22 protein-coding genes are annotated in these 24473 nt (G+C 59.9%); 8 read left to right on the top strand and 14 right to left on the bottom strand.

The annotated features are described in order from the left end of the window. Positions 1-82: 82 nt before the first annotated feature. The 4 genes from EG850_RS08170 to EG850_RS08155 form a co-directional block, all read right to left on the bottom strand. Complete coding sequence (locus EG850_RS08170; RefSeq protein ID WP_214609539.1) at positions 83-2062, bottom strand: acetoacetate--CoA ligase; 1980 nt, start codon at positions 2060-2062, stop codon at positions 83-85. Then, entirely contained in the window at positions 2059-2667 is a 609-nt protein-coding gene (locus EG850_RS08165; RefSeq protein ID WP_124972371.1) for a cupin domain-containing protein, read from the bottom strand. Before EG850_RS08165 ends, EG850_RS08170 begins: the two co-directional genes overlap by 4 nt. After that, a complete protein-coding gene (locus tag EG850_RS08160) occupies positions 2664-3677 on the bottom strand; it encodes a fumarylacetoacetate hydrolase family protein (RefSeq protein ID WP_124972369.1) in 1014 nt (337 codons plus the stop codon). Before EG850_RS08160 ends, EG850_RS08165 begins: the two co-directional genes overlap by 4 nt. Before the next feature lie 119 nt (positions 3678-3796). Further along, positions 3797-4573: an SDR family NAD(P)-dependent oxidoreductase gene (locus EG850_RS08155; protein ID WP_124972367.1), complete on the bottom strand. Its 777-nt coding sequence runs from the start codon at positions 4571-4573 to the stop codon at positions 3797-3799. Positions 4574-4767: 194 nt separating this feature from the next. On the opposite strand from EG850_RS08155, the gene EG850_RS08150 reads away from it, so the two are divergent. After that, entirely contained in the window at positions 4768-6372 is a 1605-nt protein-coding gene (locus EG850_RS08150; protein WP_124972365.1) for an FAD-binding oxidoreductase, read from the top strand. A 57-nt stretch (positions 6373-6429) separates the two neighbouring features. Here EG850_RS08150 and EG850_RS08145 read toward each other — a convergent pair whose 3' ends face one another. Further along, positions 6430-7401, bottom strand: coding sequence for a helix-turn-helix domain-containing protein (locus EG850_RS08145; RefSeq protein ID WP_185714993.1), 972 nt, complete (start codon positions 7399-7401; stop codon positions 6430-6432). 70 nt (positions 7402-7471) lie between these two features. Beyond that, on the bottom strand, positions 7472-8707 hold the full coding sequence (locus EG850_RS08140) for a substrate-binding domain-containing protein (RefSeq protein WP_185714992.1): 1236 nt from the start codon (positions 8705-8707) through the stop codon (positions 7472-7474). Positions 8708-8865: 158 nt separating this feature from the next. Between EG850_RS08140 and EG850_RS08135 the strand changes: the two genes are divergently transcribed. Genes EG850_RS08135 through EG850_RS08125 form a run of 3 tightly spaced genes read left to right on the top strand, consistent with a single transcriptional unit; the run spans position 8866 to position 12352 of the window. After that, positions 8866-10371 (top strand): sugar ABC transporter ATP-binding protein, encoded by a 1506-nt coding sequence (locus tag EG850_RS08135; RefSeq protein WP_124972359.1) that lies wholly within the window; start codon positions 8866-8868, stop codon positions 10369-10371. After that, positions 10368-11327 (top strand): ABC transporter permease, encoded by a 960-nt coding sequence (locus EG850_RS08130; RefSeq protein WP_124972357.1) that lies wholly within the window; start codon positions 10368-10370, stop codon positions 11325-11327. The genes EG850_RS08135 and EG850_RS08130 overlap by 4 nt, the downstream gene beginning before the upstream one ends. After that, complete coding sequence (locus EG850_RS08125; protein ID WP_124972355.1) at positions 11324-12352, top strand: ABC transporter permease; 1029 nt, start codon at positions 11324-11326, stop codon at positions 12350-12352. Before EG850_RS08130 ends, EG850_RS08125 begins: the two co-directional genes overlap by 4 nt. A 67-nt stretch (positions 12353-12419) precedes the next feature. On the opposite strand, the gene EG850_RS08120 is transcribed toward EG850_RS08125, so the two are convergent. The 7 genes from EG850_RS08120 to EG850_RS08090 form a co-directional block, all read right to left on the bottom strand. Further along, a complete protein-coding gene (locus EG850_RS08120) occupies positions 12420-13127 on the bottom strand; it encodes an EthD domain-containing protein (protein ID WP_124972353.1) in 708 nt (235 codons plus the stop codon). Continuing rightward, positions 13124-14392, bottom strand: a complete 1269-nt coding sequence (locus tag EG850_RS08115) for an NADH:flavin oxidoreductase (protein WP_185714991.1) — start codon at positions 14390-14392, stop codon at positions 13124-13126. Before EG850_RS08115 ends, EG850_RS08120 begins: the two co-directional genes overlap by 4 nt. A 10-nt stretch (positions 14393-14402) precedes the next feature. Continuing rightward, the gene (locus tag EG850_RS08110) at positions 14403-15170 is read right to left on the bottom strand and encodes an ABC transporter substrate-binding protein (protein ID WP_185714990.1); all 768 of its coding nucleotides are present in this window, start codon (positions 15168-15170) and stop codon (positions 14403-14405) included. Then, entirely contained in the window at positions 15139-16080 is a 942-nt protein-coding gene (locus tag EG850_RS08105) for a VOC family protein (protein ID WP_124972347.1), read from the bottom strand. The genes EG850_RS08110 and EG850_RS08105 overlap by 32 nt, the downstream gene beginning before the upstream one ends. An 18-nt stretch (positions 16081-16098) precedes the next feature. After that, positions 16099-17604, bottom strand: coding sequence for a bifunctional 3-(3-hydroxy-phenyl)propionate/3-hydroxycinnamic acid hydroxylase (locus tag EG850_RS08100; RefSeq protein WP_124972345.1), 1506 nt, complete (start codon positions 17602-17604; stop codon positions 16099-16101). 128 nt (positions 17605-17732) lie between these two features. Then, positions 17733-18656, bottom strand: a complete 924-nt coding sequence (locus tag EG850_RS08095; protein WP_185714989.1) for a LysR family transcriptional regulator — start codon at positions 18654-18656, stop codon at positions 17733-17735. A gap of 43 nt (positions 18657-18699) precedes the next feature. Next, the gene (locus tag EG850_RS08090; protein WP_124972341.1) at positions 18700-20076 is read right to left on the bottom strand and encodes an aldehyde dehydrogenase family protein; all 1377 of its coding nucleotides are present in this window, start codon (positions 20074-20076) and stop codon (positions 18700-18702) included. 110 nt (positions 20077-20186) lie between these two features. On the opposite strand from EG850_RS08090, the gene EG850_RS08085 reads away from it, so the two are divergent. From EG850_RS08085 to EG850_RS08070, 4 genes are read left to right on the top strand one after another with little or no spacing between them, the layout of a single operon-like run. Continuing rightward, the gene (locus tag EG850_RS08085) at positions 20187-21200 is read left to right on the top strand and encodes an ornithine cyclodeaminase family protein (protein WP_124972339.1); all 1014 of its coding nucleotides are present in this window, start codon (positions 20187-20189) and stop codon (positions 21198-21200) included. Between the two features lie 26 nt (positions 21201-21226). Further along, positions 21227-22246: a dihydrodipicolinate synthase family protein gene (locus tag EG850_RS08080; RefSeq protein WP_124972337.1), complete on the top strand. Its 1020-nt coding sequence runs from the start codon at positions 21227-21229 to the stop codon at positions 22244-22246. 22 nt (positions 22247-22268) lie between these two features. Next, positions 22269-22694: a Zn-ribbon domain-containing OB-fold protein gene (locus EG850_RS13665; RefSeq protein WP_124972336.1), complete on the top strand. Its 426-nt coding sequence runs from the start codon at positions 22269-22271 to the stop codon at positions 22692-22694. Further along, positions 22691-23854 (top strand): thiolase C-terminal domain-containing protein, encoded by a 1164-nt coding sequence (locus EG850_RS08070; protein ID WP_124972334.1) that lies wholly within the window; start codon positions 22691-22693, stop codon positions 23852-23854. The genes EG850_RS13665 and EG850_RS08070 overlap by 4 nt, the downstream gene beginning before the upstream one ends. 77 nt (positions 23855-23931) lie before the next feature. On the opposite strand, the gene EG850_RS08065 is transcribed toward EG850_RS08070, so the two are convergent. Next, complete coding sequence (locus EG850_RS08065) at positions 23932-24453, bottom strand: ferritin (RefSeq protein ID WP_124972332.1); 522 nt, start codon at positions 24451-24453, stop codon at positions 23932-23934. Between the last annotated feature and the right edge of the window lie 20 nt (positions 24454-24473).

The raw sequence follows: 24473 nt of genomic DNA, 5'->3' as shown, positions 1-24473 counted from the left end.
ACCCTAGACCCTATTTATGCGAAACGACCCGCACCGTATGGCGCGGGTCGTTTCGCAGTCACACGGTCACCAGGGCAGCCTTTCAGCCTTCACCTTCGAGGTATGCAGTCGCATAGCGAGCGAATTCGCGAAGCAGCTCCGGGTCGTCGACGGCACCGAGGTCAACCACGTCGCTGAGGCTTTTCCCCTGTATCAATCGCTTCACCGGAACTTCGAGCTTTTTGCCAGTTTTCGTGTGGGGTATTCCGCGCATTGGCACGATTGCGTCAGGGAGGTATCTCGCGGACAGGTCTCGGCGAATCGCTGCGCTGACAGCTTCGATTGCAACGTCCTCCTCAACGCCGACTGCGAGCTTCACGAAAAGTGGCATGAAGTAGCCTTCAGCATCAATTTCTGCGCCCACAACCAGGGCTTCCACGATCTCCGGCAGGGCCTCAACCACCGAATACAAGTCGGCAGAACCTAATCGAATGCCTTGTCGGTTCAGCGTCGAGTCGGAACGCCCAAGAATCTGGATGCCGAGGTCGGAGATCTCGATGAAGTCGCCATGTCGCCAGACGCCTGGATAGGTGTCGAAATAGCTCGAGAAGTACCGCGATCCGCTCGAATCATCCCAGAAGCGAAGCGGCATCGATGGCATGGGCTTGGTGACAACAAGTTCGCCCTTCCCCTTAGCAGGTTCGCCCTTGTCATCCCATGCCTCGACACTCACCCCAAGCGCCGGCGCCTGGATGTACCCAACACGAACCGGTTCAGTTGCCGCGCCACCGACGAAGCAACCAATAATGTCGGTGCCGCCACTCATCGACGCCAGCCAAACATCGCCAACGTGTCGATATACCCAGCGGAAGCCGTCTACCGAGAGCGGCGACCCCGTGACCTGCACTGTGCGTAACGCCGAGAGATCATGGTTGATCTGAGGCTCTAGCCCTGCCTTCGCGCAGGCATGGATGAACCCTGCACCCACTCCGACAACCGTTGCTCTCGTGCGTGCCGCGGTCTCCCAGACACGGTCGAGCGATGGATGCGTCGGATTCCCGTCGAGCAGAACCGGGATAGCCCCGACCGCGAGTGCGCTGATCAGCGAGTTCCAAACCACCCAACTCGTCGATGCCACGAAGAAGAAGCGGTCACCGGGTCGCAGGTCGCCACCGAAGAGCAATAGATTGAGCATCTCCAGGAGTGCACCACCGTGGCCGTGAACGATCCCTTTCGGGACTCCAGTGGTTCCCGAGGAAAAGAGCACCCACAGCGGATGGCTAAATTCGACCCGCTCGAACTCGAGTTCGGCCCACGTCGCGACGGCTTGCTCCCAGGTGATCGTTTCAACGTCAGCGTCGGGACTCGCGATCGTCGGCGTATGCCGCGTTACCCAAATGACCTCGCGCACGCTCGCTATCTCTCCGAGCACCTCCGCAATCTCGTCCCCTCGGTCACGATCGCGCCCGCCGAGCCGGTAGCCAGGGGCGGCGATGAGCACCGTCGGCTCGAGCTGTCGGAACCTCGACACGATCGCGCCGGGACCGAATTCCGGTGAGCACACCGACCACACCGCACCGACGGCCGCCACCGCCAGAAAACTGACGATCGCTTCGGACACATTCGGAAGGATGGCAACCACCCGATCCCCAGGATGCACACCCACTTCACGCAAATGCGCGGCGAGTGCTGCCACTTGGCCGCGCAGTTCCGCTTGCGTCAGCGACTCAACGACGCCATCCTCGCTAACGGCGACGAGCGCCTCACCCTCACTCTGCGTCAGCAGGTGTTCGGCGAAGTTCAGCTCTCGCCCTGGGAACCAGCGCACATCGGGCATAGAGTCGCCCACGCGTGCCACCCCTGTATCGCCATCCATCCGCACATTCGCGAAGTCAGCCAAGGCTGCCCAGAACTCATCGGTGTGGTCGATTGACCACTGCCACAGGGATGCATAGTCGTTGCCGATCTTTGCACCCCGATCGCGGAGGAAGTGCGCAAAACGAATAACCTGCGGCGGGTCACCCTTAGAGAACTCAGGTTCCCAAATGACTTCGCCCTCCGCAGCCGCCACGTTGATGATCACTCGGCTAAACCCCCGTCGCGTGGTGCGCGCAGGGTGGCAATCTCTTCGGGGCTGATCGGCTCCGTGCCAATAAGAACGAACATCATCCGGCAGACGGCGTCAGTTCGATTCGACCATGCGTGCGCGGTCGCGCGCTGAATTGCGACGTCACCGGGCCCCATTGTCACTTCCCCCTCATCGACAAGCAGGGTGATCTCACCTTCAAGCACGACTGCGTAGTCAAGTGAATCTGTGCGATGGAACCAAAAGTGCTTCCCTGCCGAGTGCTCAGTTCCGGCACCCCGTTCATCGTGACCATCAATCTCGTCAAATACCGCATCACCCGCATTCTGCGGATAGACCGCGTCCGGCGGGAAGTCAGCGATCCGCACCACCGTTTCGCCCGGTGCAGGAAAATCGATCTTTGCATCGGCCGGCGCCGCGTCGACGTCACCGACATGATCGATAGTGCCACCGAGCGTGCTCCACAACACAGTTGCGCCGAATCCGGGAATAGTTGCCGACGTGAATGCATTAGGAGCGTCTGCCTCATCGCGCAGGATGATGGCGCGGCCCTTGTCATCATGCCCGGTGACGATCCGGCGAACCGGCTTCCGCGGTGTCATGCCTGGCCCTCCTCGAAAGGGTAGGGCTGAGGCGTCGGCCACCAGGCCGGTGACTCCTTTTCAGCAGCGATCTGATTACGAAGCGTTCCGACTCCCTCGAGCTCGAGTTCGACCACATCGCCCGGAGCGACAAAGCGACCAAGCTCTACGCCCGCACCGAATGCCATGGTGCCCGACCCAATCACGTCTCCTGCTTGGAGACCATTGAGCTCCGATGCGTAGGCAACTGTTTCTCCCGGAGTCCAGATGAAGTCATCCACTTTCGTATCTGACCAAACTTCCCCGTTGACTCGAACCTGCCCCTTGAGGCCAATCACTGACTCAATCTCGTCAATGGTGGTGATCCAAGGCCCGATGCCGTAGGCGAAATCCTTGGAGTGCTGAGCACCCATGCCGATTGGCGACTCAAGCTTCTGCACGTCGCGCAGGCTCCAGTCGTTGAAGATTGTGATCCCGAAAACCTTGCCCCAAGCCTGGTCCGGGGTGAGATTGCGTCCCGGTTTACCGATCACATAACCGATCTCAAGCTCGTAATCGAGCTGCGCTGAAAACGCTGGGTAGGGAATGGTCTCGCCGTGACCGTAGATCGTCGACGTGGTGCCCTTGAAGTATCCGGGTCGTTCGTACACCGCCCGCGTGGGCTTGCTCTTCATGACATTGCCAAAGAAATTCTTAATGTGCCCATTGAAGGTGAGCGCGTCTCGAATCACCGGAGGCTTGATTGCCGCACGCCACGAGACCTCGTCAATGTCGAAGGATGCATCATCGGCCGCAACGAGTGCGTCGTGCGCCGCGTCAAGAAAGAAGTCCCCCGTCGCGATTCCTTGGGTCATGTCGCCGAAAAGCGCGTGCGCAACGTGACGTGAGCCGTCAACGGTGGCACCTCGACGTTGCAGTGACAGCGCGAATGCCTTCTTCAGGTCAATGACCCGCCCGGCATCGGGCTCAACTGCGACAACTCGGATCTGTTCACCGTCCGGGCTTGTAACAGCGATTCGTCCCAGCTTCATTGCTGGCCTCCTTCGTGGGATGATTCTTTTGTAGATACGCTACGCACCGTATCGGAAGGTGTCAATGAGAATGCCCGGGCGGCGATCGAACGACGCGCGGGCATTCCCGATTTGAGTTGCTACATGTAGGCAGCGGCTCCGCCGTCGACAACGATGTTGGCACCAGTCACCCAGGCAGCTTCATCCGATGCGAGATAGACACCGGCCCAGGCAACCGCCTGGGGATCGCCAGGGTGACCACCGAGCACACGCTCCACAATCGGCACCACCGGGGCCTTGTCCCCTAGCTCTTCGTACAATCGCACAATCGGAGGCGTGGACATCACACCCGGACAGATTGAGTTGACTCGAACACCCCGCGCGACTCCTTCGGCAGCTAGCTGCCGGGTAAGCGCAAGCACTCCACCTTTCGCCGCGGCGTGCGCAGCCTGAGTCAATGCTCGCGCGCCCTGGAGACCCGCGACGGAGGCAATGTTTACAATTGCGCCCTTCGATTCAACGAGGTGGGGCCAGGCAAGCTGACAAGCGTGCCAGACCAGGTCTAGTTCGTTCTTGATGGTGAACTCATAATCCTCAACCGGCTGCTCATGGAAGGGACCGAACTTCGGCATGCTCGCATTGTTGTAGAGCACGTCGATGCGACCGTGTCGCTGTTTGGCACCTTCTATCCACGCTGCGACCTGGTTCCGATCTGCCAGGTCGACCGGTGCGGTCACATCAATGCTGCCGCCAGCTGCTTCAATCTGCCGCGCGGTCTCGGCAGAACGCTCAACACTCAGCCCACATCCGACAACAGTTGCTCCCTGGGCTGCGAACAATACTGCAGTTACTCGTCCCATCCCGCTACCGATACCAGTGAGTAGCACCACTTTGCCTTCGAGTCGACCTTTCGACATTAGGACCCTCCTTCACGCTTCGTTGCGATCCATGCATTTCAGTGTGGGTCGCGCACGAGAGGCACCCACGCATCCGTGCCGAAACTGCACGGAACAGTGCCGGGAATGCACTGGATCGAAGTCGCACGCTCGGGCAGGGATAGAACCGGAGAAGTCGTCCGCAACGACCGTTCGCTCAACGAAGAGAAGAGGACATGATGACCACCGAACGACCGACCCCTCCTGGCGTAACCGAGGAACAACTCGATCTGGCGCTTCAAGCCTTCGCCGATGCCATTGGCGCCGAAAAGGTAACCACTGACCCTGAAGTCCTGGCCGAATTCAAAGACCCGTATCAGGTACCCGGCACAGCGACGAACCTCGCCTCGGCAGTCGTCAGCCCGCGTAGCACCGAAGATGTTCAAGTCATCGTGAAGCTCGCAAATAAGCACCGCATTCCACTCTGGCCAATTGGCCGCGGCAAGAACAACGGCTACGGTGGCGCCGCTCCACAACTGCGCGGAACTGTAATGATCTCGTTCAAGGCAATGAACAAGGTCCTCGAGATCAACGAAGAACTTGGCTACGCGATGCTTGAGCCTGGAGTCAATTGGATCGACCTGCACGCCGCTATCAAGGAAGGCGGTCACGACCTAGTCGCCTCGATCGTTGACGTGGGCTGGGGCGGCGTCGTCTCCAACACCCTCGACCACGGCCTCACCTACATGCCGTACTCCATCGACCAAGCCTCCCACTGCGGCTTTGAGGTTGTCCTCCCGAATGGCGATCTCATTCGTACCGGCAGCGGCGCGATGGACAACAACCCCACCTGGCCACTGTACAAGCGCGGCCTTGGCCCCACGTCAACCGAGATGTTTATGCAGTCGAACTTCGGCATTGTCACCAAGATGGGCTACTGGTTGATGCCCAAACCCGAGGTGTACATGCCCCTTTGGCTGAAGCTGTGGGACGACTCACAATTGCCGAGCGTCATCGACGCCCTCCGCGAACTGATGCTGGCTCGCGTCATCGACATGCGACCTCAGTTGTCAAACACGCTCATCATGGCGTCCATGCTCACCACTCGCGCGGAATGGTATGACGGCCCCGGGCAGATGCCAGATGAGATTATTCAGAAGATCGCCGAAGAGATGGGCCTCGGCCGCTGGATGATGCGTTTCGCACTCTACGGGGACGAAACAGTTGTTGACCACAACTACGCTCGCTTGCGCGCGCGCTTCCTTGAAATCCCCACAGTTGAAATCATTGGCGCAAAGTACGGTGCTGATGAATGGGAAACGTTGCCAAACCCTCACGAGCAGATCATGATTGGCGTGCCTAACCTCGATCTTTACAAGATGGCGGCCTGGTCAGGTGGTGATGAGGGCGGCCACGTGGACTTCTCACCGGTCATTCCGCTGACGTCGCGCCACGCTGCCGAAGCACAGAAACTGATGGAAGACATGTGCGCCGAGGCAGGTATCGATTACCTCGGTGGACTGCTGCCCATTAACGCCCGCTCGACGACATTCATCAACGTCATTCCATTCGACACGAAGAATCCAGAACAGGTCGATCGCGCATACGCGGCCGCCAAGAAGATGGTCGCAAGGGCCGGCAAAATGGGATACGGCGAGTATCGCGCCCACCTGTCGTTCATGGACCTTGCTGCCGAGCAGTTCGGCTTCAACGATCACGCTCAGCGCCGCTTCAATGAACAGATCAAGGACTCACTCGACCCAAACGGCATCATTGCTCCTGGTAAGTCTGGTATCTGGGGCTCACGATTCCGCGCAGAGGGATACCCGAAACAGCTCTAGGTCTAGCCGCGAAGAGTGGCCCCCGCCTCCGATTGGGTGCGGGGGCCACTCTTCGCGTCAAGGGCACGAAGCCACGGCTGGGTTGCGGAGAGGCTCCCACAACTGTGCGGCTCGCAGCTCCCGCGGAGAGACCCCGTAGACGCGACGAAACGCGCGACTGAAGCTTGCCGCATCAACATAACCCCAGCGCTCCGCGATCTGCGAAATGGAAACCTGCCCCGCACGTAGCTCGCGCGCGGCCCCTTCAAGGCGTTGCATCCGAATCCAGGACGAGACTCCGCCCTCCGCCGCAAAGAGCTTCTGCACGTACCGCACCGACACAAAGTGCTCTCGGGCGATGCGCTCCGGCCCCAGATTCGGGTCATGAAGGTGATCGAGAGCAAAGCGACACATCTGCATTCGAAGGTCATCGCCACGTGCGAACTGTTGGTCTGAGTCTGAGTAGATGGCTCCGAGCATGGGCAGGAGCATCCGCACTGCAGCGTCCGCTTCTTTGTCGGCCAGTCCGTACGCACCTGCGGTGCGCTCGAGACCCGCAATGAGTGGCGCGGCAAGCCGCAACAGGGGCGAATGGGCGGTCGCGACTCGTTCCGCCGTGCGTCTTCCAGCCGCCAATGCCACATTGCCAAGAAACCACTTCGGCATCGCCAGCATGACCATGTTGAACTCCGTCGATGCCTCGAACTTAGAGGGCCGCGAAGTGTCTTGCGCCGCGAAGTCGCCGCCACGCAGACTGCACCCCCGTCCGTCCTGCTCGATAAAGCATTCGCCGCGACGCACGAAGTAAAACAGAAGGAATTCGGGGTCAGCACTTCGAATCATGCGCGCACTCCGACCTACCCGGTGCGGCCCGCTGCTCAATGCGCATACCAGGACCGGCCCCTGTTCACCGCCAGTCAAACGCGCCTCAAACGCCGACTTCTCGCCTGCTTCAACCTGCATCGGAAATAGACGCTGAGAAATCCCCGCGGCCCAATAGCGTGCGCGCTCGGTGGGCACGACTGTGCGCGTGTCTAGTACCAACGTCATGGCAACATCCTTGTTATGCGAACGACTCGAGGACGGCCGGGCATGGTGCCGGTCCGCCCTCGAGTCAGATTCACTCAGCCGACTGCGGGCCAAGCTCCGGGTTCTTGAAGAACTCGGCCGTCTGCTCGTCGGTGAAGTACACGCTGTCCGAAGTGAGATCCGTGCCATCTTCGGTGCTCCACGACGGGTCAACGAACTCGCCAACAGTGCTCGCGTCAATGATGTGCGGAGACCAGACCACCTGGTTCACCTTCGGCCCCGCACCCTGCAGGATTTTGAGGCCAATCTGCGCAGCACCCTGAGCCATAGCAACCGGCGGAGTGATTGATCCGTAGTAGATGAAGTCAGGATGCTCGGCCGCATAGGCAGCCATACCCTGCGACGCGCCGAGGTCCTGGATCGGCGGCACTTCGTGACCCGATTGGACAAACGCATCGCGGATCGCCCAGCCCATGGTGCCGGCTTGGATAACGCCATCGACGCCAGCCGGATTCGTCGACAAGTACTGCACTACCGCCTGTTGTGCCAGCGGCGGCTGGAACATGCCTTGCACCGAACCTACGACATTGATGTCGGGGCAGAGCGCGAGCGCGTGGTCACGACCCGCATCCCAGAAGATCTGATTTGGGATGCCAGCAACGCCCGAAACTTCGAGCACATCTCCTGAACCACCCATGGCGCCAAACATCGCCGAGGCAGTCGACATTGACTGAAGCACCGCGTTGTACACCACGGAAACGGCGTTGGGGCTGTCAATTGGCACCACGAGCGAGACCACGGGAATGCCAGCGTCGTGGGCTTCGTTCACAAGATCGATGGCAGGCTCCGGGGCGACCGGGTTGAAGAAGATGATGTCGGGCTTTAGCGCCAGCGCCTGACTGAATTGCTGGAGCTGACCCGGGACATCAGAAGGGTCATTTGGTGCCACGTTGAGAACGATGTCGACACCCGCCTTCTCAAGCGACTCGGCAAGCGCGTTCTGATACGCAGCGATGAACGGCGCCGCGGGCGCGGTGCCCACAATTGCAGCGGTGAACCCTTCGGTCTTCTCCGACTTAAAGTCAGCCCACGCCGACTCCTGAATCTCAAAGGGGTAACCGTTGTAGCCGGCTTGAACTTCTGCCGACATATCGGCAAGCAGACCGTTGGGATCGTTTGCGCCGACCTCAGGGACCGCGCCACAGGTACCAGCGGCAGCGGTGGCATCGCCAGAAGGCGCTGGCGAGTCGGTGTTTGCCGGTGTCCCGGACTGCGCGCAACCGGCAAGTACGAGTGCACCGATTGCAGCCATTGTGGCTGCGGTCACTCGGAACCGGCTAGAGCGGGGGTGGTTGGGCATGAGTGAACTCCTCGTTGAGTGTGCGCAACGTTGCGCACACCTAGAGTAGACACATTCGATACGGTGCGTCTAGTTTTGAATGTAGCGCGCGAGGATGCGCGCCCGAAATCAGGAGAGAGACACCCATGTCTAATGCCACCAGAGGCCTCCATCTCGCTGAGATCAGCAAGCAGTTCGGGGCGACCCGGGCACTCGTCGGCGCAAATCTCGATGTTGCGCCAGGCGAAATTCACACGCTGCTCGGCGAAAACGGCTCCGGTAAATCAACGCTGGTGAAGATCATCGGCGGTGTGCACCGAGCTGACGAAGGCGAATTCACCCTCGATGGCAAGTCCATCGATTTTCGCAATCCCCGACAGGCCGGAGAGCACGGAATTGCCGTCGTTTTCCAGGAAGTGCTCACAGCCGCCAATCAGTCCGTACTCGACAACATCTGGCTCGGTTCGGACGGAGTTTTTGCCCGCCGTCGAAGCCGAGCCGAACAGCGGCAGATTGCCGCTGAGACGCTGGGAAGGCTCGTGGACGGCATCGATCTTGACCGATCAGTTGGTTCCCTGTCGTTGTCGGAGCGACAGGCGATCTGCATCGCACGAGCGCTTGTTCGCGAGCCTCGAGTCCTCGTGCTCGATGAATCGACAGCGGCCCTGGACGTCCTCACCCGAGACCGACTGTTCACTGAAATGCGTCGTCTCACCGCGGCTGGCACCAGCATCCTGTTCATTTCACATCGCATGGACGAAGTCGCCGAAGTATCGGATGCCGTGACCGTGCTCCGTAGCGGTCGCACGGTCTCGCAGGTGACGCGTGACGAGATTTCTATTGAGCGACTCGTCGGTGACATGACCGGCACTTCGGGGCGCTTCGAGCGTGAAGATCACCACCGCGAGCTCGGCACCGTGACGCTTCGAGCCGAGTCCGTCAGACTCCACCCCGATGCCGAAGCGATTGACTTCGACCTGCGCAGCGGCGAATTGGTTGGTCTTGCTGGCCTCGAAGGACACGGACAAGACCAATTCCTCAAGAGATTAGGGGGCATTGCCAATGGCGAGGGTTCCGTCGTGCGCATCCTTACACCCGACATCGAGGTGCACCAGGACAACGGAGCAAAGATCGGCGTTGCCTATTTGCCACGTGAGCGTCGCGGAGAATCACTGTTCGAATCGATGTCCATTCGCGAGAACTTCGCACTACCTACGATGCGCCTTGACGCCAATGGGGCATTTCTGAGCAAGAGGCGCATGGCGGAGCGTTTTGCCGATGTCGTCGATGCTTTGAGCATCCGTCTCGGATCGCAGGACGATCCCATATCGAGCCTTTCCGGCGGTAGCCAGCAAAAAGTTCTGCTCGCAAGATGGCTGGCCACCGACCCCAAAGTGCTGCTTCTCAACGACCCCACCCGCGGCGTCGACATCATGACCAAACGCGAGATCTACGCGACGCTCGAGCGACTTTGCGCCAGCGGCATGAGTGTGGTGATGCTTTCGAGCGAAGTTGACGAACTCGTCGAGCTTGTCGATCGAGTGCTCGTGTTCCGCGACCAGACGGTCTTTTCGGAGATTCCCCGCGCGCGGCTCACCACTGAGGCCGTCGTTTCTGCCTACTTCGGCCACGAGAGCGGAGCTGCCGCATGAAACACGTCATCAACTTTCTGCAAACCCGATCGTGGGCGTTCGCCGGCCTCTTGGCCGCAATTCTGCTCATTATCAATTTGATCGTGAGCCCGTCGTTCTTGTCACCGGAGCGACTGCCCGCAACGCTCGCAACGCTCGCCCCGTTTGTGCTCGTCGGGTTCGCCGCCACTCCGCCGATTCTTTCCGGCGGAATCGATGTATCGGTGGGCCCGCTCGCCACCTTCATCAATTGCTTCTTCGTGGCGGTACTACTCCCCCAAGGCTTGGGCGAGTGGTACATCGCCATCCCACTGGTCCTCCTCGTTGCCGCGGCAATCGGAACCGTGACCGGACTGCTCGTGACCGTGGTGCGACTCCACCCGGTTGTCGCGTCGACGGGGATGCTGTTTATCCTCGTCGGCCTTTCCATCACGATCTCAAAGTCGCCCGTTGGCGCGCCCGAGAACTGGTCAATCGGTCTCGCGCAACGATTCGGTTTCTTGCCGGGCGCACTCGTTTCAATCGGCGTAGTTGCGCTCATCTGGTTTGCTCTTCGTCGCACCACCTATGTGCGAAACCTGCTGGCGACGGGCGAGAGCGATAGTTCGGCATTTGGCTCCGGAGTCAACATCAGCTTGGTTCGCACGCTGGCTTACACCGTCGGCGGTTTGTTCGCAGGGGTGGCCGGAATCGCACTCAGCGCGCTCCTGCAGTCGTCGCAATCTTCACTTGCCACAACCTACGCACTGCTTGGACTCGCTGCTGCAGTGCTCGGCGGCACGGCGCTCGGAGGTGGACGCGGCGGACTCCTGGGGACATTCCTCGGCGCACTCGTGCTGTACCTCTTACAGCAGTTGCTCACCGCCTTCGGCGTCGACCCGGCAATGGTGCAGTTCGCGTACGGCGCAGTACTTGTTGTTGGCGTGCTCGTCGGCGCCACCCTCCTCAATCCTCGTCGCGCTAGGAGCCGATCATGAATAAGTTCACGCACGTTACACGTTCACTGACGCTTCCTCGGGAAGAACTTCCACGCGGACAACGCATCCAGCGTTGGGTGCTCGAGACCCCCGTCATTCAGTTCATGATTCTTGTCGTCATGGTGGTCGTGCTCGTGTCCCTCGTGCCGGCGTTCCTGGACCGCCCCATAGCTGCGGTGTCGATTCTCACGATCGCCTCGCTGCTCGCACTTGCCGCGATGGGCCAAACACTTGTGGTTATCCTTGGTGGCCTCGATATGGCAATCGCCGGCTATGTGACATTCGGTGCGATGGTTGCCTCGCAAGCAACCAGCCGCCTCGGCTGGCAAGCACCCCTGGCCATGGTCGTTGTGCTTGCCGTGTGCGGTGGCATCGGCGGGCTAGTCGGGTGGGTGTGCCACCGCTATCGAATCGAGCCTCTCGTGATCACGCTCGGGCTCGGTGTCGCCCTCACAGGCGGATCTCTTTTCCTCGCCGGCGGCGACTACAACGGCCAACCACCTCAGGAGCTCAAGTCATTGGCGCAGCTCACAGGCACGACATTTGGCATTCCCGTGCCGCCGGTCGTCATCATCGTTGCAGTACTCGGAGTCTTGCTTTGGCTCTTTCTCACGAAGACTGTCGCCGGTCGACGCCTCTACGCAACTGGCGTGAATCCGCGTGCCGCGGGCCTTTCACGCATTCGCACCGGAGCAGTATGGGCCGGTGTCTTCGCCGCCTCAGGTGCATTCGCCGGCCTAGCGGGCATGTTCATTGCAGCGTTTGGCTCCGGATGGACCATGTCTATTGGCGAGCCATATCTATTCTCTGGGCTTGCCGCCGTACTTGTCGGTGGCACGACCTTCGGCTCTATCCGAGGCGGCTTCACGAGGACGGCTCTTGGTGCGCTTATCCTCACCGTGCTTTCGACCATCATCATCAGTCAAGGCATGAGCGAGGCACAGACGAGAATTGTCTACGGCATCATCATCCTCGCAGTGGTTGCGCTCTTTGGTCGTGAGCGCCACGTCCGCGATCGCTTTTAGCGCAGTCAGGGAAAACGATGTGGGGGGGGTGGGCGCCGATGCCCACCCCCCCCAACATCGTTATTTCCTACGTAGGTCCAACGAAGGTCGGAGAACCTACAAGGATGTGAGAGTAGCCGATGTCACTGAAACGCGCCGCATCCGGCACAACGACATCACGGTAGTACGCTTTGGCGACCTCATCGGCCAGGGCGGACTCCGCGGCGAACACGATAGTGCCGACGCCGTCGTAGCGATCGACGCTGAAACGCGAGGGTGCGGCGAGCGGTGCTGGCACGAACTCCAGGCGGGTGATCCGCGCGCCCGATTCAAGGCCGCTCGACGCGAGTTCGGCGTGGCGGACGTAGGCTGCAGCGAACTCGTCCTTCCGCCGCGATCGCATCGACGTGGTCAGTGCGATGAGTTGCACCGCGCCCTGTGGGTAGTCTTCGCCGTTCGGCCTAGGCGCCGCCGGCTCCCCGGCAATCGCGTGGGGTCGGCAGGCGAGTAGCGGGAGGCGAGGTGCGAGCCAGTCGTTTTCGAACGTTTGCGAGACGACCCAATCGGCGGCGTCGTTCTTCCGAGTCCACCAGGTCTCGATGGCAGCGTCGAACGGCGACTCCGACTCGGGATCAACAGTGGCGAGCCCCGTCGTGACAACGCGTCTCTGGAGTCCGCCCTTCGATACTGGAGCGGTCGACTCGAGGTCGACGATTCGCCGTGCGAACTCTTCTCGCGTGATCTCCGGGGAACGGGTGAGCAGAATAACTAGTTTGTACGCAGGGTCCTGACTCATGCTTTCACCTTCTTGCTCTTTGCTGATGCGAGCTTGTCGGCGATCCCCATCAGCACGGGACTACCAGTCGCACCCACGACCAAGTTTTGTGGCAGCGTGGCCTTTCGTGCCCCAGCGCCAGACTCCCTGCCGGTCTCCCGGTTCTTCGAGCACGTGACCGGCACGTTGAAAATAAGTCGACGCAGGCAGGAGTTGTTGTGATCGCACCAGGTGATGTCGCTCTCCCTACCCGCGAGAATCTTGTTCGGGAAGTCGGGATCAGCAAGCAACTGTCGCGCCAGCATTAAGCCATCAATGATCCCCTCCTCAACAGCCGTGGCCGCCTGCTCTGGGTCATACGTGCTGCTGATGAGCAACGGCATTCCTGGAAGTGCGTCGCGAAAAATCTGAGCTTCACCGTGAGCAAGGATCGCTCCCGATTCACGCGGGAGGTTCGCATCCATCGACTCGTAGTTTCCGTCGGTGAGCGCGATGCAATCGACGCCAGCTGCTGCAATGTGCTTTGCAACCTCGGCATAGCCCTCCGGACCTTGCCCATCAGGCAGGTGATCGTTGACACTCATTCGCACGCCGATCGGATAATTGTCACCGACTTCCTCACGAATTGCGCGAATCGTCTCAACCAGGATGCGAGCTCGGTTTTCAGCTGAGCCACCGTACTCGTCCGTACGCCAATTTGTGCGCGGCGACAGGAATGATGAGTACAGGTACCGCATGTGAGCGCCAAGCTCGATGCCGTCGAACCCCGCTTCCTTGCAGCGCCGCACTGCGTCGACAGTGGCCCCCTGTACCTCAAGGATTTCTTCCTTGGTGATCTCCTCTGGCGTCGGGTTGGTCCGCCCCCCGGGGATGAAGAAGCCGTTTGGAAGTCGAGGCGCACCCATATGTACGGGCTTCGGGCTCGCGGCTCGGGTCGGACGCCCCTCACCAGGAATGCCCATCGCACCGAAGCTCGGGAAAATCTGGTGAATCACCGGGACTTCATGCTCGTGCACAGCGTCAACGAGCCGCTTGAGATCTGGGATGTATCGATCGTCGTCGGAGCGCATGAGAGGCTGAAACGGCGCCTCGGAAACACCTCTGGATGTGGCTGCACCGCCACCGACCATGAGCAGCCCGGCACCTCCCTGGGCACGCCGGACGAGGAAGGCAATCGACTGATCGCTAGGCCGCCCGTCCTCGGTTGGCTGAAGAACTGCCATCGGGCTGAGCACGAAGCGATTCTTGATTGTCAACCCATTGATCTTCCAAGGGGTGGAGAGCACGGTAGCGGGGCTAGTCATCATTGACCTTCCGATTCGAATTAAGGAGAGGGATCCTTGCGCTTTCGCTGAGCAAGTCGAGGTCACGTCGAATGCGAACTAAGACCTCAAGTCCTTCCGGAACTACGCCGCAAAGGCCGCTTCGTTCCAGTACAGCCAGCACGGTTTGGACGTCGTCATCGTCGAGGCGATCAGCACGCACGATGAGCACTTGACCGGGGTAGGCGGGATAGATCTCCTGCACATTGGCAAGTTGCGTGCATCCGGCATCTCGTGCTCGCTCATCGAAGGGCGGCCCGAGCAAGGTCGCGTCGGTTTCACCAGCGCGCAACGCCTCGTACCGGGCTTGCACGCCGCCAACCTCGTGCCATCTCGGTTTGACGCCTCGCTCGCCGAGCAGATGGCGTGCGATTAGGGCAAAACCGTTGTCAAACGCATCAACTGCAAAACGGTGACCCTCAAGGTCGGCCAGGCTCTGGATGCCCGGTCCAGCAACGATAGTCAGCGGTGTTGTCGGCTCAACTTGGCCAACAAGCACGAATGCTGCGCCCGCATCGGCCCAGTTGAACAAGTTGTCGAGTGCCGTGACGACCAAGTCGAGGCTACCGTCAAGCAGTCCCCTTAGTTGTTCCGGACTACCACTGGTCCGGCATTCGTTGAGTTCGATGCCCTTCAACGCGGTGGTATTCCGCGCCGCGACTATCGGCGCGGGAGCCACGAAATATGAGACGTTGACGCCCAACGCAGCCTCAAACAGGCGGCGCAACGAAGAGGTGCGCATTGTCGGAGTCGTTGAACATCTCTTTCGTGATGAACTCATCCATGTCGCCTCCGGTGCCCCATTGATCTGAAGTTTCGGGTTCTTGTGCATCGTAGATCGTGGGGTGCCAGGTGTCCTCGTCGATCATTTCGAGTTCGGTCGTCATCTCCATCGTGTTTCCATTCGGGTCGACGAAGTATGTGAAGGTGTTGTCCCCTGCCGCGTGCCGACCAGGTCCCCAGATCTTGCGATACCCGGCGCGGATCATGCGACCACTGCCGCGCATGTACTCGTCGAGCCCACGTAGTTCGAAGGATGCGTGTTGCAACGAAGCGTGGGGACCGCGCGCAATTGCCATCGAGTGGTGTTGTGAATTGCAGCGCAAGAAGTAAAACAGGTCGCCAACGTGTGGGTGATTGAGCGTATCGGATAGACGGAATCCGAGGTGTCGTTCATACCAAGCAAGCATCTTTTCCGGCTGTGCCGAGTTGAGCACGACATGTGACAGGCGCACCGGAATTGATTCGCGCTCTTCGATCTTGCGGTGTTGGCGAGTCTCCACTTCCGCTGAGACCTCGATGGTTCGGCCTTCCAAGTCGAAGAACCGGAAACCATAGCCGCCGCCAAGTGTCTGCAACTGGTCGGGCTCCGAGACGAGCTGGATGCCCTTGGAACCAAGTTCTTGGGCCAATTGGTCGACCGAACTGCGGTCGGCTGCGCCGAACGCGACGAGGTCAAGACGCTTGTCTTGAGAGCGCCGCACTCGAGTGACGTACTGCTCTGGCGACCCTTCGGCAGCAAAGTAGACAACGTCTCCGTCGTCGTGTTGCACCGTAAGACCCCAGTGGTTCTTATAGAACTCAACCTGCCTATCGAAGTCAGGTACGGCTAGGTCGAAGTGTCGGATGTGGGTAATTGGGCTAAACGACATGATTTTGCTCCCGTCGAACTAGTGGGCCGGTGCTACAGCATCGGCAAGGGTGGGGATGCTTCGTAGGATTCGTTCGAGATCAGTCGCGGAGTCCGCGACGCCGAGGACATAGTGATCAGGACGGTGCACAACTGCCGCCGCGCCTGCAGCTTCGAGAAGCTGTGAGGTCTTCGCGGGATCGAGGAGGACAACAACGTCGCCATCACGCTCGAGTGCATTGCTCAATTCCTTCGGAAGGGATTCAAAGAGGTTGCGCGTGGTAGCAACGAGGAACTTTCGACGCACAATGTCGTCAAGTCGAACTCCGTCAGCCAGGATCGGTTGTATTCCGAGGCGGCCGGCCCGCTCATCGTGCTCACCATCGTGAAGGCCCGGACCAAGCGATGGACTGGAGGGTTCAGCCGAGGATTCCGGGTGTGCCTTGATGAACTCGTCACGTTGGGCGGCGACCTCTGGATCTGTGGTTTGAATAATGACAGCTTGGTTCGCGGCGGTTTCGACCCAATAAGTTGCGTGAGCCTTCCGCTCACTTTCATAGGTGTCCAGCAAGGATTCATCCGCGCGCCCCCGGTGCACGAGCGACATTTTCCACACAAGATTCTCGATATCCCGCATCCCCGCACACAGTCCTTGACCGAACAGTGGCGGTGCGGTGTGAGCAGCATCGCCGGCGAGAAAGATACGACCGTCTCGCCATCGATCTGCGATCCGCCCCCGGAAGGTATAGATCGCTCGCCGGTCAGCACTGAACTTGTCCGCAGGTAGCACGCCTCGGCTCAGGCGCTCGATTGCCTCGGACGAGACGATCTCCTCGGGATCATCACCGGGCATGAGCATGAACTCCATCCGAACTCGTGTTCCCGGGAGTCGCAGCCAAAGGGCAGGCCGCTTGAAAGTACCGAGTTGCACCATGTCGGCCGAATATCCCGGGGCATCGATGAGATGTCCATCAACAACGAGCCACTGTGCGTCCTCACCGAACTTGCTTCCGGTAATCCCCAACCTTGCGCGAGTCTCCGAGCGGGCTCCGTCCGCGGCAATAACCCAGCGGGCGGTCGTTTCGTGCTCCTGCCCGTCAACGCCAACGGTGCGAACGACAACGGCACCGTCAACTTCGCGCACATCGACGACACGTTGTCCCGATCGCAGTTCGACCCCATCCGAGTTCTTGACTACTTCCCGAAGCAGTCGCTCGATGTCGGGCTGGTGGAAGCTAATGTGATCCATCCAGCCCTGCGAACCGAGCCTCTCGGTGTTCGCATGTACGAGCACTTCGCCAGTCTCATTGATGATTTCAACACTGCGCATGGGCACCGTGATTTCCTGGAACTGCTCGGCAACCCCCAGTCGCTGTAGTGCGCGCATGGTTTCGCCATCGAAGTGAACGGCGCGCGCAGTGGGCCACATGTCGGTTTCCTGTTCGAAGCCGATTGCCGTGAGCCCGGCGCCGGCCAGCTGCGCAAGAGCAACCGTGCCTACCGGGCCGCCGCCAATTACGACGACATCGACATCAATTGCTTCCATCTTCAGACACTCCTTTGTGTTCTGGACGTACCGTTTCGAACGATACTCATGAATCGTTGTGAACCGGTTCCTCGTGCCCCCGGATCAGCAGCATTCACCCTGGTTTCAGAATGACACGGTGCGCGCCATTAGCGAATATCAACCACGCGATAGTCGCCATCAGCGTCACCAATAAGCTCGTCGCGGACTCGTGTGAGCGCAGCTCGCAGCCATCGGTGCCCCTCATCACGTTCATGGTCACCGTGCCACCAGAACGCATCACGAATCGGTTCCAGTTCCACTGGCGGCTCGATAAGACGAAGACGTGAGACATTTGCGATTACTCGCCGACCAAGATCCCGAGGTACAAGCGCAACCCGGTTCGTGCCCGCCAGCAGTGATGGTAGGACAAAGAAGTGCGGCGTAGCCGCCACAGTGTTGAGCTGAACACCACGCAGGCGAAGCTGCAATGTGGCCGGCGTCATCCCCTCACTAGCCGGGAGGGTCTCTACCCATGGACGCTCCAGCAATCGCTCACCACCCGCTTCTCGGTCAACAAGACATACCCAGGGCTCTGGTAAGAGGTCGAGGTGTCCCAAATCGGCGGCATAGCCATGAGGCAAAAACGCACCGTCAATCGTCCGCAGCGAATCGGGCACAGCATTCACGAGCCGACTATCCGCGGAAGGAAACTCGAATCGGACACCAGGCGCCTCTGCTGTTCCAATCTGCAAGAGCGGCGGAGCGATACGCGCGATAACCGCGTCCACTCCCGCCAGAATAAACGTGCGCGTACTGGTGGCCGGATCAAACCCAGACTGCAAGCGGAACGTATGCTCAATCTCGTTGACTGTGGTGGGCAACACCGCCAAGAGCCGCTCGGCTAAGGGCGTAAGGTCATGGCGGTTGCCACGACGCACCAAGAGCTCATCGCCATAGTGCGCACGCAACTTCGCTAACGCTCCCGACATCGACGGCTGCGATAGGTGAAGACGTTCGGCTGCGCGCGTCACGCTGCGCTCTTCGAGTAGGGCACGAAGCGGCCGCAACAGGTTGTAATCGATCGTGATCACCTCACTGACACCTTGCGACCTGAGCACCCACGCCAGGCTTCGCTCAAGCTTTCCAGATTGTTTTGAGGTTGCAGAACTCTCGCTGACCCACTTCGGCGAGCTCGCGACCAAAGCCTGAACGCTTGATGCCTCCGAACGGAAGCTCCTGGTAGGAAACAGTCATGCCATTCACGAATACTGCACCGGCATCAAGCTCGCGCACAAACAGCGCTTCCTGTTCAGGGTCATTCGTCCAGACCGCGCTCGCCAGGCCGAACGAGGTCTGGTTGGCGATTCTCAGGGCGTCATCGTCGTCGACAGCTCGATACAACGAGGCGACCGGGCCAAATGCTTCCTCCTGGACGAGTCGGGCATCGTCCGGAAGGTCGGCGATGACTGTGGGCAAGTAGAACCAACCCGGGCCCTCTGGCTGAGATCCACCGAGGAGGATCGAGGCACCCTTCTTGCGGGCGTCCTCGACAAGTTGAATGAGGTCGTTCCTCCCCTGTTCAGTTGCCACAGGCCCAACTTGCGTCTCGGGAAGAAGAGGATCACCGACCACAAGCTCCGACATCAGCCGAACGAACTCTTGAGCAAATTCGTCGTAGACGTCTGTATGAACGATGAAGCGCTTGCCCGCGATGCAAGCCTGACCGTTGTTGTTGATGCGCGCCGCTACCGCGGTGGCCGCGGCCGCTCGAATATCACCCGAGGGCAAGACGATAAAAGGATCAGACCCTCCGAGTTCGAGCACTGCCTTCTTGAGGTGTTCGCCAGCCGTCGCAGCCACGGAACGACCAGCCGGCTCGGAGCCAGTGAGCGTTACCGCCGCCACTCGCTCATCCGAGATTACCCGCGCGACTTCGGCACCTCCAATGAGCAAGGTGCGAAACGACCCCTTCGGGAACCCTCCCCGCTCGAAGAGGTCATCAAGCAGCATTGCCGCCTGCGGCACATTGGACGCATGCTTGAGTAGCCCAGAGTTGCCAGCCATGAGTGCGGGAGCGGCGAATCGAATGACTTGCCAGATCGGGTAATTCCACGGCATGACCGCGAGCACCACACCGAGCGGCTCGTACCGAGACATGGCGACCGAGGCACCAACTTTCGCAGGATCCTCGAGCGGAGAATCGGCAAGGAAGTGCGCGGAATGCTCCGCATAGAAGCGCATGGCCTTGACCGCTTTGTGCACCTCGGCAACTGACTGCGCAATGGGCTTGCCCATCTCGATGGTGATCAACTCGCCCACACCGGCAGCCTGGTCCTCGAGGAAATCGGCCGCTGCTCGCATCCAGCTACTACGTTCTTCGAACGTGGACTCACGCAGCTTGGCGACTGCCGCGTGAGCCTGGCCGATTCGATCATCTACCTCAGCCGCAGAGTGCGGCTCGATAATCATTTCGGTCTTGCCAGTGGTCGGATTCACGGTTGCGATGGCCATCTCGAGCTCCTCATTGACTTGATACCTTGCGCAAGCCTATCGCAAAGCGATACGCTACGTATCGTGTTTGAAGATCGTCTTCGAATTCCACCTGCACAAAGGAGTGAGGCGTGAGCACATCGACACAGCCACCCCAGGCACCCACACTGTTCCTGACTGACAGTGACGTTGCCAAGTTGACGGATCTTCCGGGTGCGATTGAGGCGATTCGTGCCGCCTACACCTCCGAGGTGGATGAGCGTCGCAACCCAGGCCGGATCTTCGCCGATAGCGGACGTGAGTGGCAACGAACGATGCCTTCAGTCCCGACCAGCGGCCGCCTCTTCGGGTCGAAGTCGATCAACGGTTCGTTCGCGAACGGGCTACGAGTGAGCTATCTCATCTCGCTGTTCGACAAGGAATCTGCTGACCTCGTTGCCCTCATCGATGGCAATCGCGTTACCGGCCTGCGAACTGCAGCAACGAGCGCAGTCGGCGCCGAATCGCTACTCCCCGACCGGCCAGTAACTCTCGCCGTGATCGGCTCAGGTTTCGAGGCACAATCACATACTTTTGCACTTGCCGAAGTAGCGGAACTCGCCGAAATTCGAGTCTTCAGCCCAACTCAGGCCAACCGCGACGCCTTTGCTGAACGTTTTAGCCAAGAGCTGGGAGTCGCGGTGCAGGCGGTCGGCTCAGCTAAAGAGGCAGTGCAGGGCGCCGATGTCGTGCTCTGCGCAGCCAGGTCGCGCGACGAATCACCAACCCTCGAGTCCACGTGGGTTGGTCAGGATGCCACTGTCATCTCAATAGGATCAACGACACCAACACAACGCGAACTCCCAGTGGAACTCATTGGCCGGGCATCGATCGTCGTTGCCGATGGCGTTGATGAAGTCGTCCACGGTAGCGGTGACATGATCGCCGCTCGCGACTCCGGTGTCGACGTTGATTCCCTCACCGTGGCGCTAAACGACGTGCTCCTCAAGTCACGCGCCATCGACCGCGACCGCGGCATCCGCATCTACAAATCCACCGGTTCGGGCCTGCAGGACATTGTGGTGGCCGAGGCCCTTGTCGACCGGGCGCGTGAGCTCGGTCTTGGCATCGAACTACCTGTCGGCATTGTCACCACCGCAAAGTAAAAGAAGCAAGTCACGTAAGGACAATCATGGTTGATTACACCAAGGATGAAGCCCGCGCCTGGGCTCGAGAAAATTGGAAGGGCGCGATCGCCGTCACGATGCCTTCCTATACACCTGACTTCGAGGGCCTCAACGAAAATGCAATTCGGCACGACATTCTTATGCTCAAGGCGCTCGGCTTTGCCGGAACGCTATTGGTCACTGAACTGGCGATCACTCCCGAGGAAAATGCACGTTTCACCGAAGTAGCCCGCGAGGCCGCAGGTCCCGATTTCCAGCTCTTCTTTCATGCGGCTTTCGACACGCTGGACAAGAACATCTCCGCCCTCAAGCTTGCCGAGAAGGCGGGCGTTGACAGCGTTCTCATGTCGTATCCAACAACGTTCTGGCCGACGACTCACCAAGAGGTTTTTGACTACACAAAGGCGCTTGCCGACTCGACTGACCTTGGCTGCATGCTTTTCGGACTTCCTGCATGGGGGTTCGAACGCATCGACAACGCTGGAATGCCAGTTCCCTTTGTTCGGAGCTTGCTTGACGCGGTACCCAATATCGTCGCAATCAAGTCGGAACAGGGCTACCCGACGATCGGCGGCATCATGGAAATGCAGCACCACTTCAGCGATGAGGTGATTATCTCGTGCCCCATCGAGAGCGAAACGATCCCACTCATGTCGGTTATTGATTTCCAGTTCTCCGGAACGTCGAACACGAATTGGATGAGCGACTACTTCCCGCGCGCCTTCGCACACGCACAAGACGGCCAATGGGAAGAAGCCATGAAGCTCTGGTGGCAGGTTGCGCCTGCACGCGCCGCCAATACCGCTATTCTCACCGGCTCTGCCGTTGGCACCACGGTCATCAACCGCACCGGCTGGAAGTACCAGGAGTGGCTTGCCGGATTCAACGGGGGCGCGCTGCGGTCGTCAGCGCCACGCATCCCAGATCGACTCATGAAGCAGGCGCGAGCGGCCCTTGAAGCTTCGGGTCTTCCGGTCACTGACCTCCCGGACAGTGAATTCGTCAAGGGGCGGATTCAGGCCTAACGGCTTCGACCGAACGCCGATAATGACTCCAGCACCTGCACCTATCCCGACTCCCGAAACCCGGGAGTTCTGGGCTGGTACTGCGCAACGCGAGCTACGAATTCAGCGCTGCAGAACATGCGAGCGACCTTATTTTCACCCGCGGCCATTCTGCCCGAACCCAGACTGCTCTTCCGACGATGTTGAATGGTTCGTAACCGCAGGACGAGCCAATCTCGTGTCGTACGTGATCAACTACCGACCACTTTCGGTGTTCGATACGAACGAACCGCAAATCATCGCAATTGTTCAACTCGAAGAGGGTCCCCGGATGCTCACCAACATTCTTGGGGTTGCTCCACATCCCGATCAATTGCCGCTCGGGATGAAGCTCAAGGTTGACTATGTCGCACGCGGTGACCAATGGCTCCCGGTGTTTCGACCCTTGCAGCAGGGGGTTGCACAATGACCATGCACCGCGGTGCCGTAGCGATTGTCGGCGCATCCGAAACAACGACGATTGGCATCCGTGACGACCTTTCGTACGTCGGCCTGCACTGCGAGGCCGCGAGAAACGCTCTCGCGGACGCAGGGATCAGGCCCAGCGAGGTCGATGGCATCGCAACTGCGGGGCCCGTGTTCGCTTGGGAGGTGTCGGACGCTCTCGGGATTCGCCCCAGATGGGTCGACAGCACTCACATTGGCGGAACGAGTTTTATCGCGCATGTTCGCCATGCCGCGGCTGCTATCGACTCGGGAGCTGCCGATGTCATTCTGATCACTCACGGTGAATCGGGGCGTTCGCGAATCGCTGCACCGCCACTGCCATTTGGCGCCGACTTCTCGACGATAACTGGACAGTTTCAGGAGGTTTACGGTGCGATCCCCCCGTACGCCACATTCACCGTGCCGGTGCTCGCGTTCCTTGAAGCTCGAGGAATGACGCGCCGTCACCTTGCAGAAGTCGTCGTGGCCCAACGCGAGTGGTCCACGCCAAATAGACGTGCTGCTCGACGCGAGCCAACTTCAATCGACGAGGTACTTGCTCAGCGCGACGTCGCCTTTCCATTTACCAAAGACATGGTGTGCGTCGTCACGGACGGGGGCGGTGCGCTCGTGCTCACGAGCGCCGAGCGCGCAAAGGCGATGAAGAATGCGGATCGGCTCGTGTATGTGCTCGGCTCTGGAGAGTCGATTGAATCGACCCTCATCGCCGAAATGGACGACCTCGGAAGTTTCGGAGCGTTCCGGCGTTCGGCTTCCGAGGCATTTCGTGTCGCTGGTCTTGGGCCGAAGGACATCGACCACCTCATGGTCTACGACGCATTCGCGCACCTGCCCTTATATGGGCTCGAAGATCTGGGCTTTGTCGGGTTTGGCGAGTCTGGCCAGTTCATCGCAGATGGTCACACCCGACCCGGCGGACAGTTGCCAATGAACACCAATGGTGGCGGCTTGTCCTACACGCATTCCGGCATGTACGGCATGTTCGCGTTGCAAGAGTCGGTTCGACAGTTGCGAGGTGAAGCGTGTGTGCAGGTTGACGGCGTCACAACCAGCCTCGTGCAGGGAGTCGGTGCCATGTTCTCAGCAGCGGCGACCGTGATCCTCTCGAACGAGGTGCTCTAGGCCAACAGCGGTTCAGGGCGCGACAGCAGATTCCTCCGCTGTCGCGCCCTAACCATGTATTGGTCCTGCGCTACGCGTTACTCCGTGCCAGCGCTCGGTGCCTCGCCGCCGGGACGCGAGCCGAGTTCCTGGTCGAGCTTGAGCAGGCCCGAGCCATCGTCGCCGATGAGCTTCACGCGGCCGATGATTTCGCTCACGGTCGACTCTTCTTCGACCTGCTCGCTGATGAACCAGTGCAGCAGCGGCAGCGAATCGATGTCGGCTTCATCCTGGGCAATGCGGTAGAGGTCGCGAATGGCTTCCGAGACCTTCTGTTCCTGCGCGAGCGAGGCTTCGAACGCTTCGAGCACAGTGGTTGCGGGTGCGGCCATTGCTTCGATTGCTTCAAGACGCGGATGCGCATCCCGGTCGAGCATGTGCTGGGTGAACTTGTCGGCGTGCACGCGCTCTTCGGCGGCCTGGGCGCGGAACCAGCTCGCGATGCCGGGGAGGTCGATCGCCTCCATGTCGATGGCGAGCTGCTCGTAGGCAAGTGCCGAATGGTGCTCAAGCGTGACCTGGGCGTTGATTGCGGTTTCGAGGTTTCCGGTGAGCTTCATGACTGCGAGATTAGCCACCG

Source organism: Gulosibacter macacae (genome assembly GCF_003865375.1).
In the GTDB taxonomy this organism is placed as follows: domain Bacteria; phylum Actinomycetota; class Actinomycetes; order Actinomycetales; family Microbacteriaceae; genus Gulosibacter; species Gulosibacter macacae.
This window is presented reverse-complemented; position numbering and strand designations above follow the sequence as displayed.

What these genes read in the sequence shown, in the direction of transcription:
- EG850_RS08160 (WP_124972369.1), bottom strand. Translation starts at nt 3,677, where the DNA reads ATGAAGCTGGGACGAATCGCTGTTACAAGCCCGGACGGTGAACAGATC.
- EG850_RS08100 (WP_124972345.1), bottom strand. Translation starts at nt 17,604, where the DNA reads ATGGAAGCAATTGATGTCGATGTCGTCGTAATTGGCGGCGGCCCGGTA.
- EG850_RS13665 (WP_124972336.1), top strand. Translation starts at nt 22,269, where the DNA reads ATGACTCCAGCACCTGCACCTATCCCGACTCCCGAAACCCGGGAGTTC.
- EG850_RS08070 (WP_124972334.1), top strand. Translation starts at nt 22,691, where the DNA reads ATGACCATGCACCGCGGTGCCGTAGCGATTGTCGGCGCATCCGAAACA.
- EG850_RS08120 (WP_124972353.1), bottom strand. Translation starts at nt 13,127, where the DNA reads ATGAGTCAGGACCCTGCGTACAAACTAGTTATTCTGCTCACCCGTTCC.
- EG850_RS08080 (WP_124972337.1), top strand. Translation starts at nt 21,227, where the DNA reads ATGGTTGATTACACCAAGGATGAAGCCCGCGCCTGGGCTCGAGAAAAT.
- EG850_RS08150 (WP_124972365.1), top strand. Translation starts at nt 4,768, where the DNA reads ATGATGACCACCGAACGACCGACCCCTCCTGGCGTAACCGAGGAACAA.
- EG850_RS08165 (WP_124972371.1), bottom strand. Translation starts at nt 2,667, where the DNA reads ATGACACCGCGGAAGCCGGTTCGCCGGATCGTCACCGGGCATGATGAC.
- EG850_RS08125 (WP_124972355.1), top strand. Translation starts at nt 11,324, where the DNA reads ATGAATAAGTTCACGCACGTTACACGTTCACTGACGCTTCCTCGGGAA.
- EG850_RS08135 (WP_124972359.1), top strand. Translation starts at nt 8,866, where the DNA reads ATGTCTAATGCCACCAGAGGCCTCCATCTCGCTGAGATCAGCAAGCAG.
- EG850_RS08065 (WP_124972332.1), bottom strand. Translation starts at nt 24,453, where the DNA reads ATGAAGCTCACCGGAAACCTCGAAACCGCAATCAACGCCCAGGTCACG.
- EG850_RS08130 (WP_124972357.1), top strand. Translation starts at nt 10,368, where the DNA reads ATGAAACACGTCATCAACTTTCTGCAAACCCGATCGTGGGCGTTCGCC.
- EG850_RS08145 (WP_185714993.1), bottom strand. Translation starts at nt 7,401, where the DNA reads ATGACGTTGGTACTAGACACGCGCACAGTCGTGCCCACCGAGCGCGCA.
- EG850_RS08105 (WP_124972347.1), bottom strand. Translation starts at nt 16,080, where the DNA reads ATGTCGTTTAGCCCAATTACCCACATCCGACACTTCGACCTAGCCGTA.
- EG850_RS08110 (WP_185714990.1), bottom strand. Translation starts at nt 15,170, where the DNA reads ATGCGCACCTCTTCGTTGCGCCGCCTGTTTGAGGCTGCGTTGGGCGTC.
- EG850_RS08155 (WP_124972367.1), bottom strand. Translation starts at nt 4,573, where the DNA reads ATGTCGAAAGGTCGACTCGAAGGCAAAGTGGTGCTACTCACTGGTATC.
- EG850_RS08090 (WP_124972341.1), bottom strand. Translation starts at nt 20,076, where the DNA reads ATGGCCATCGCAACCGTGAATCCGACCACTGGCAAGACCGAAATGATT.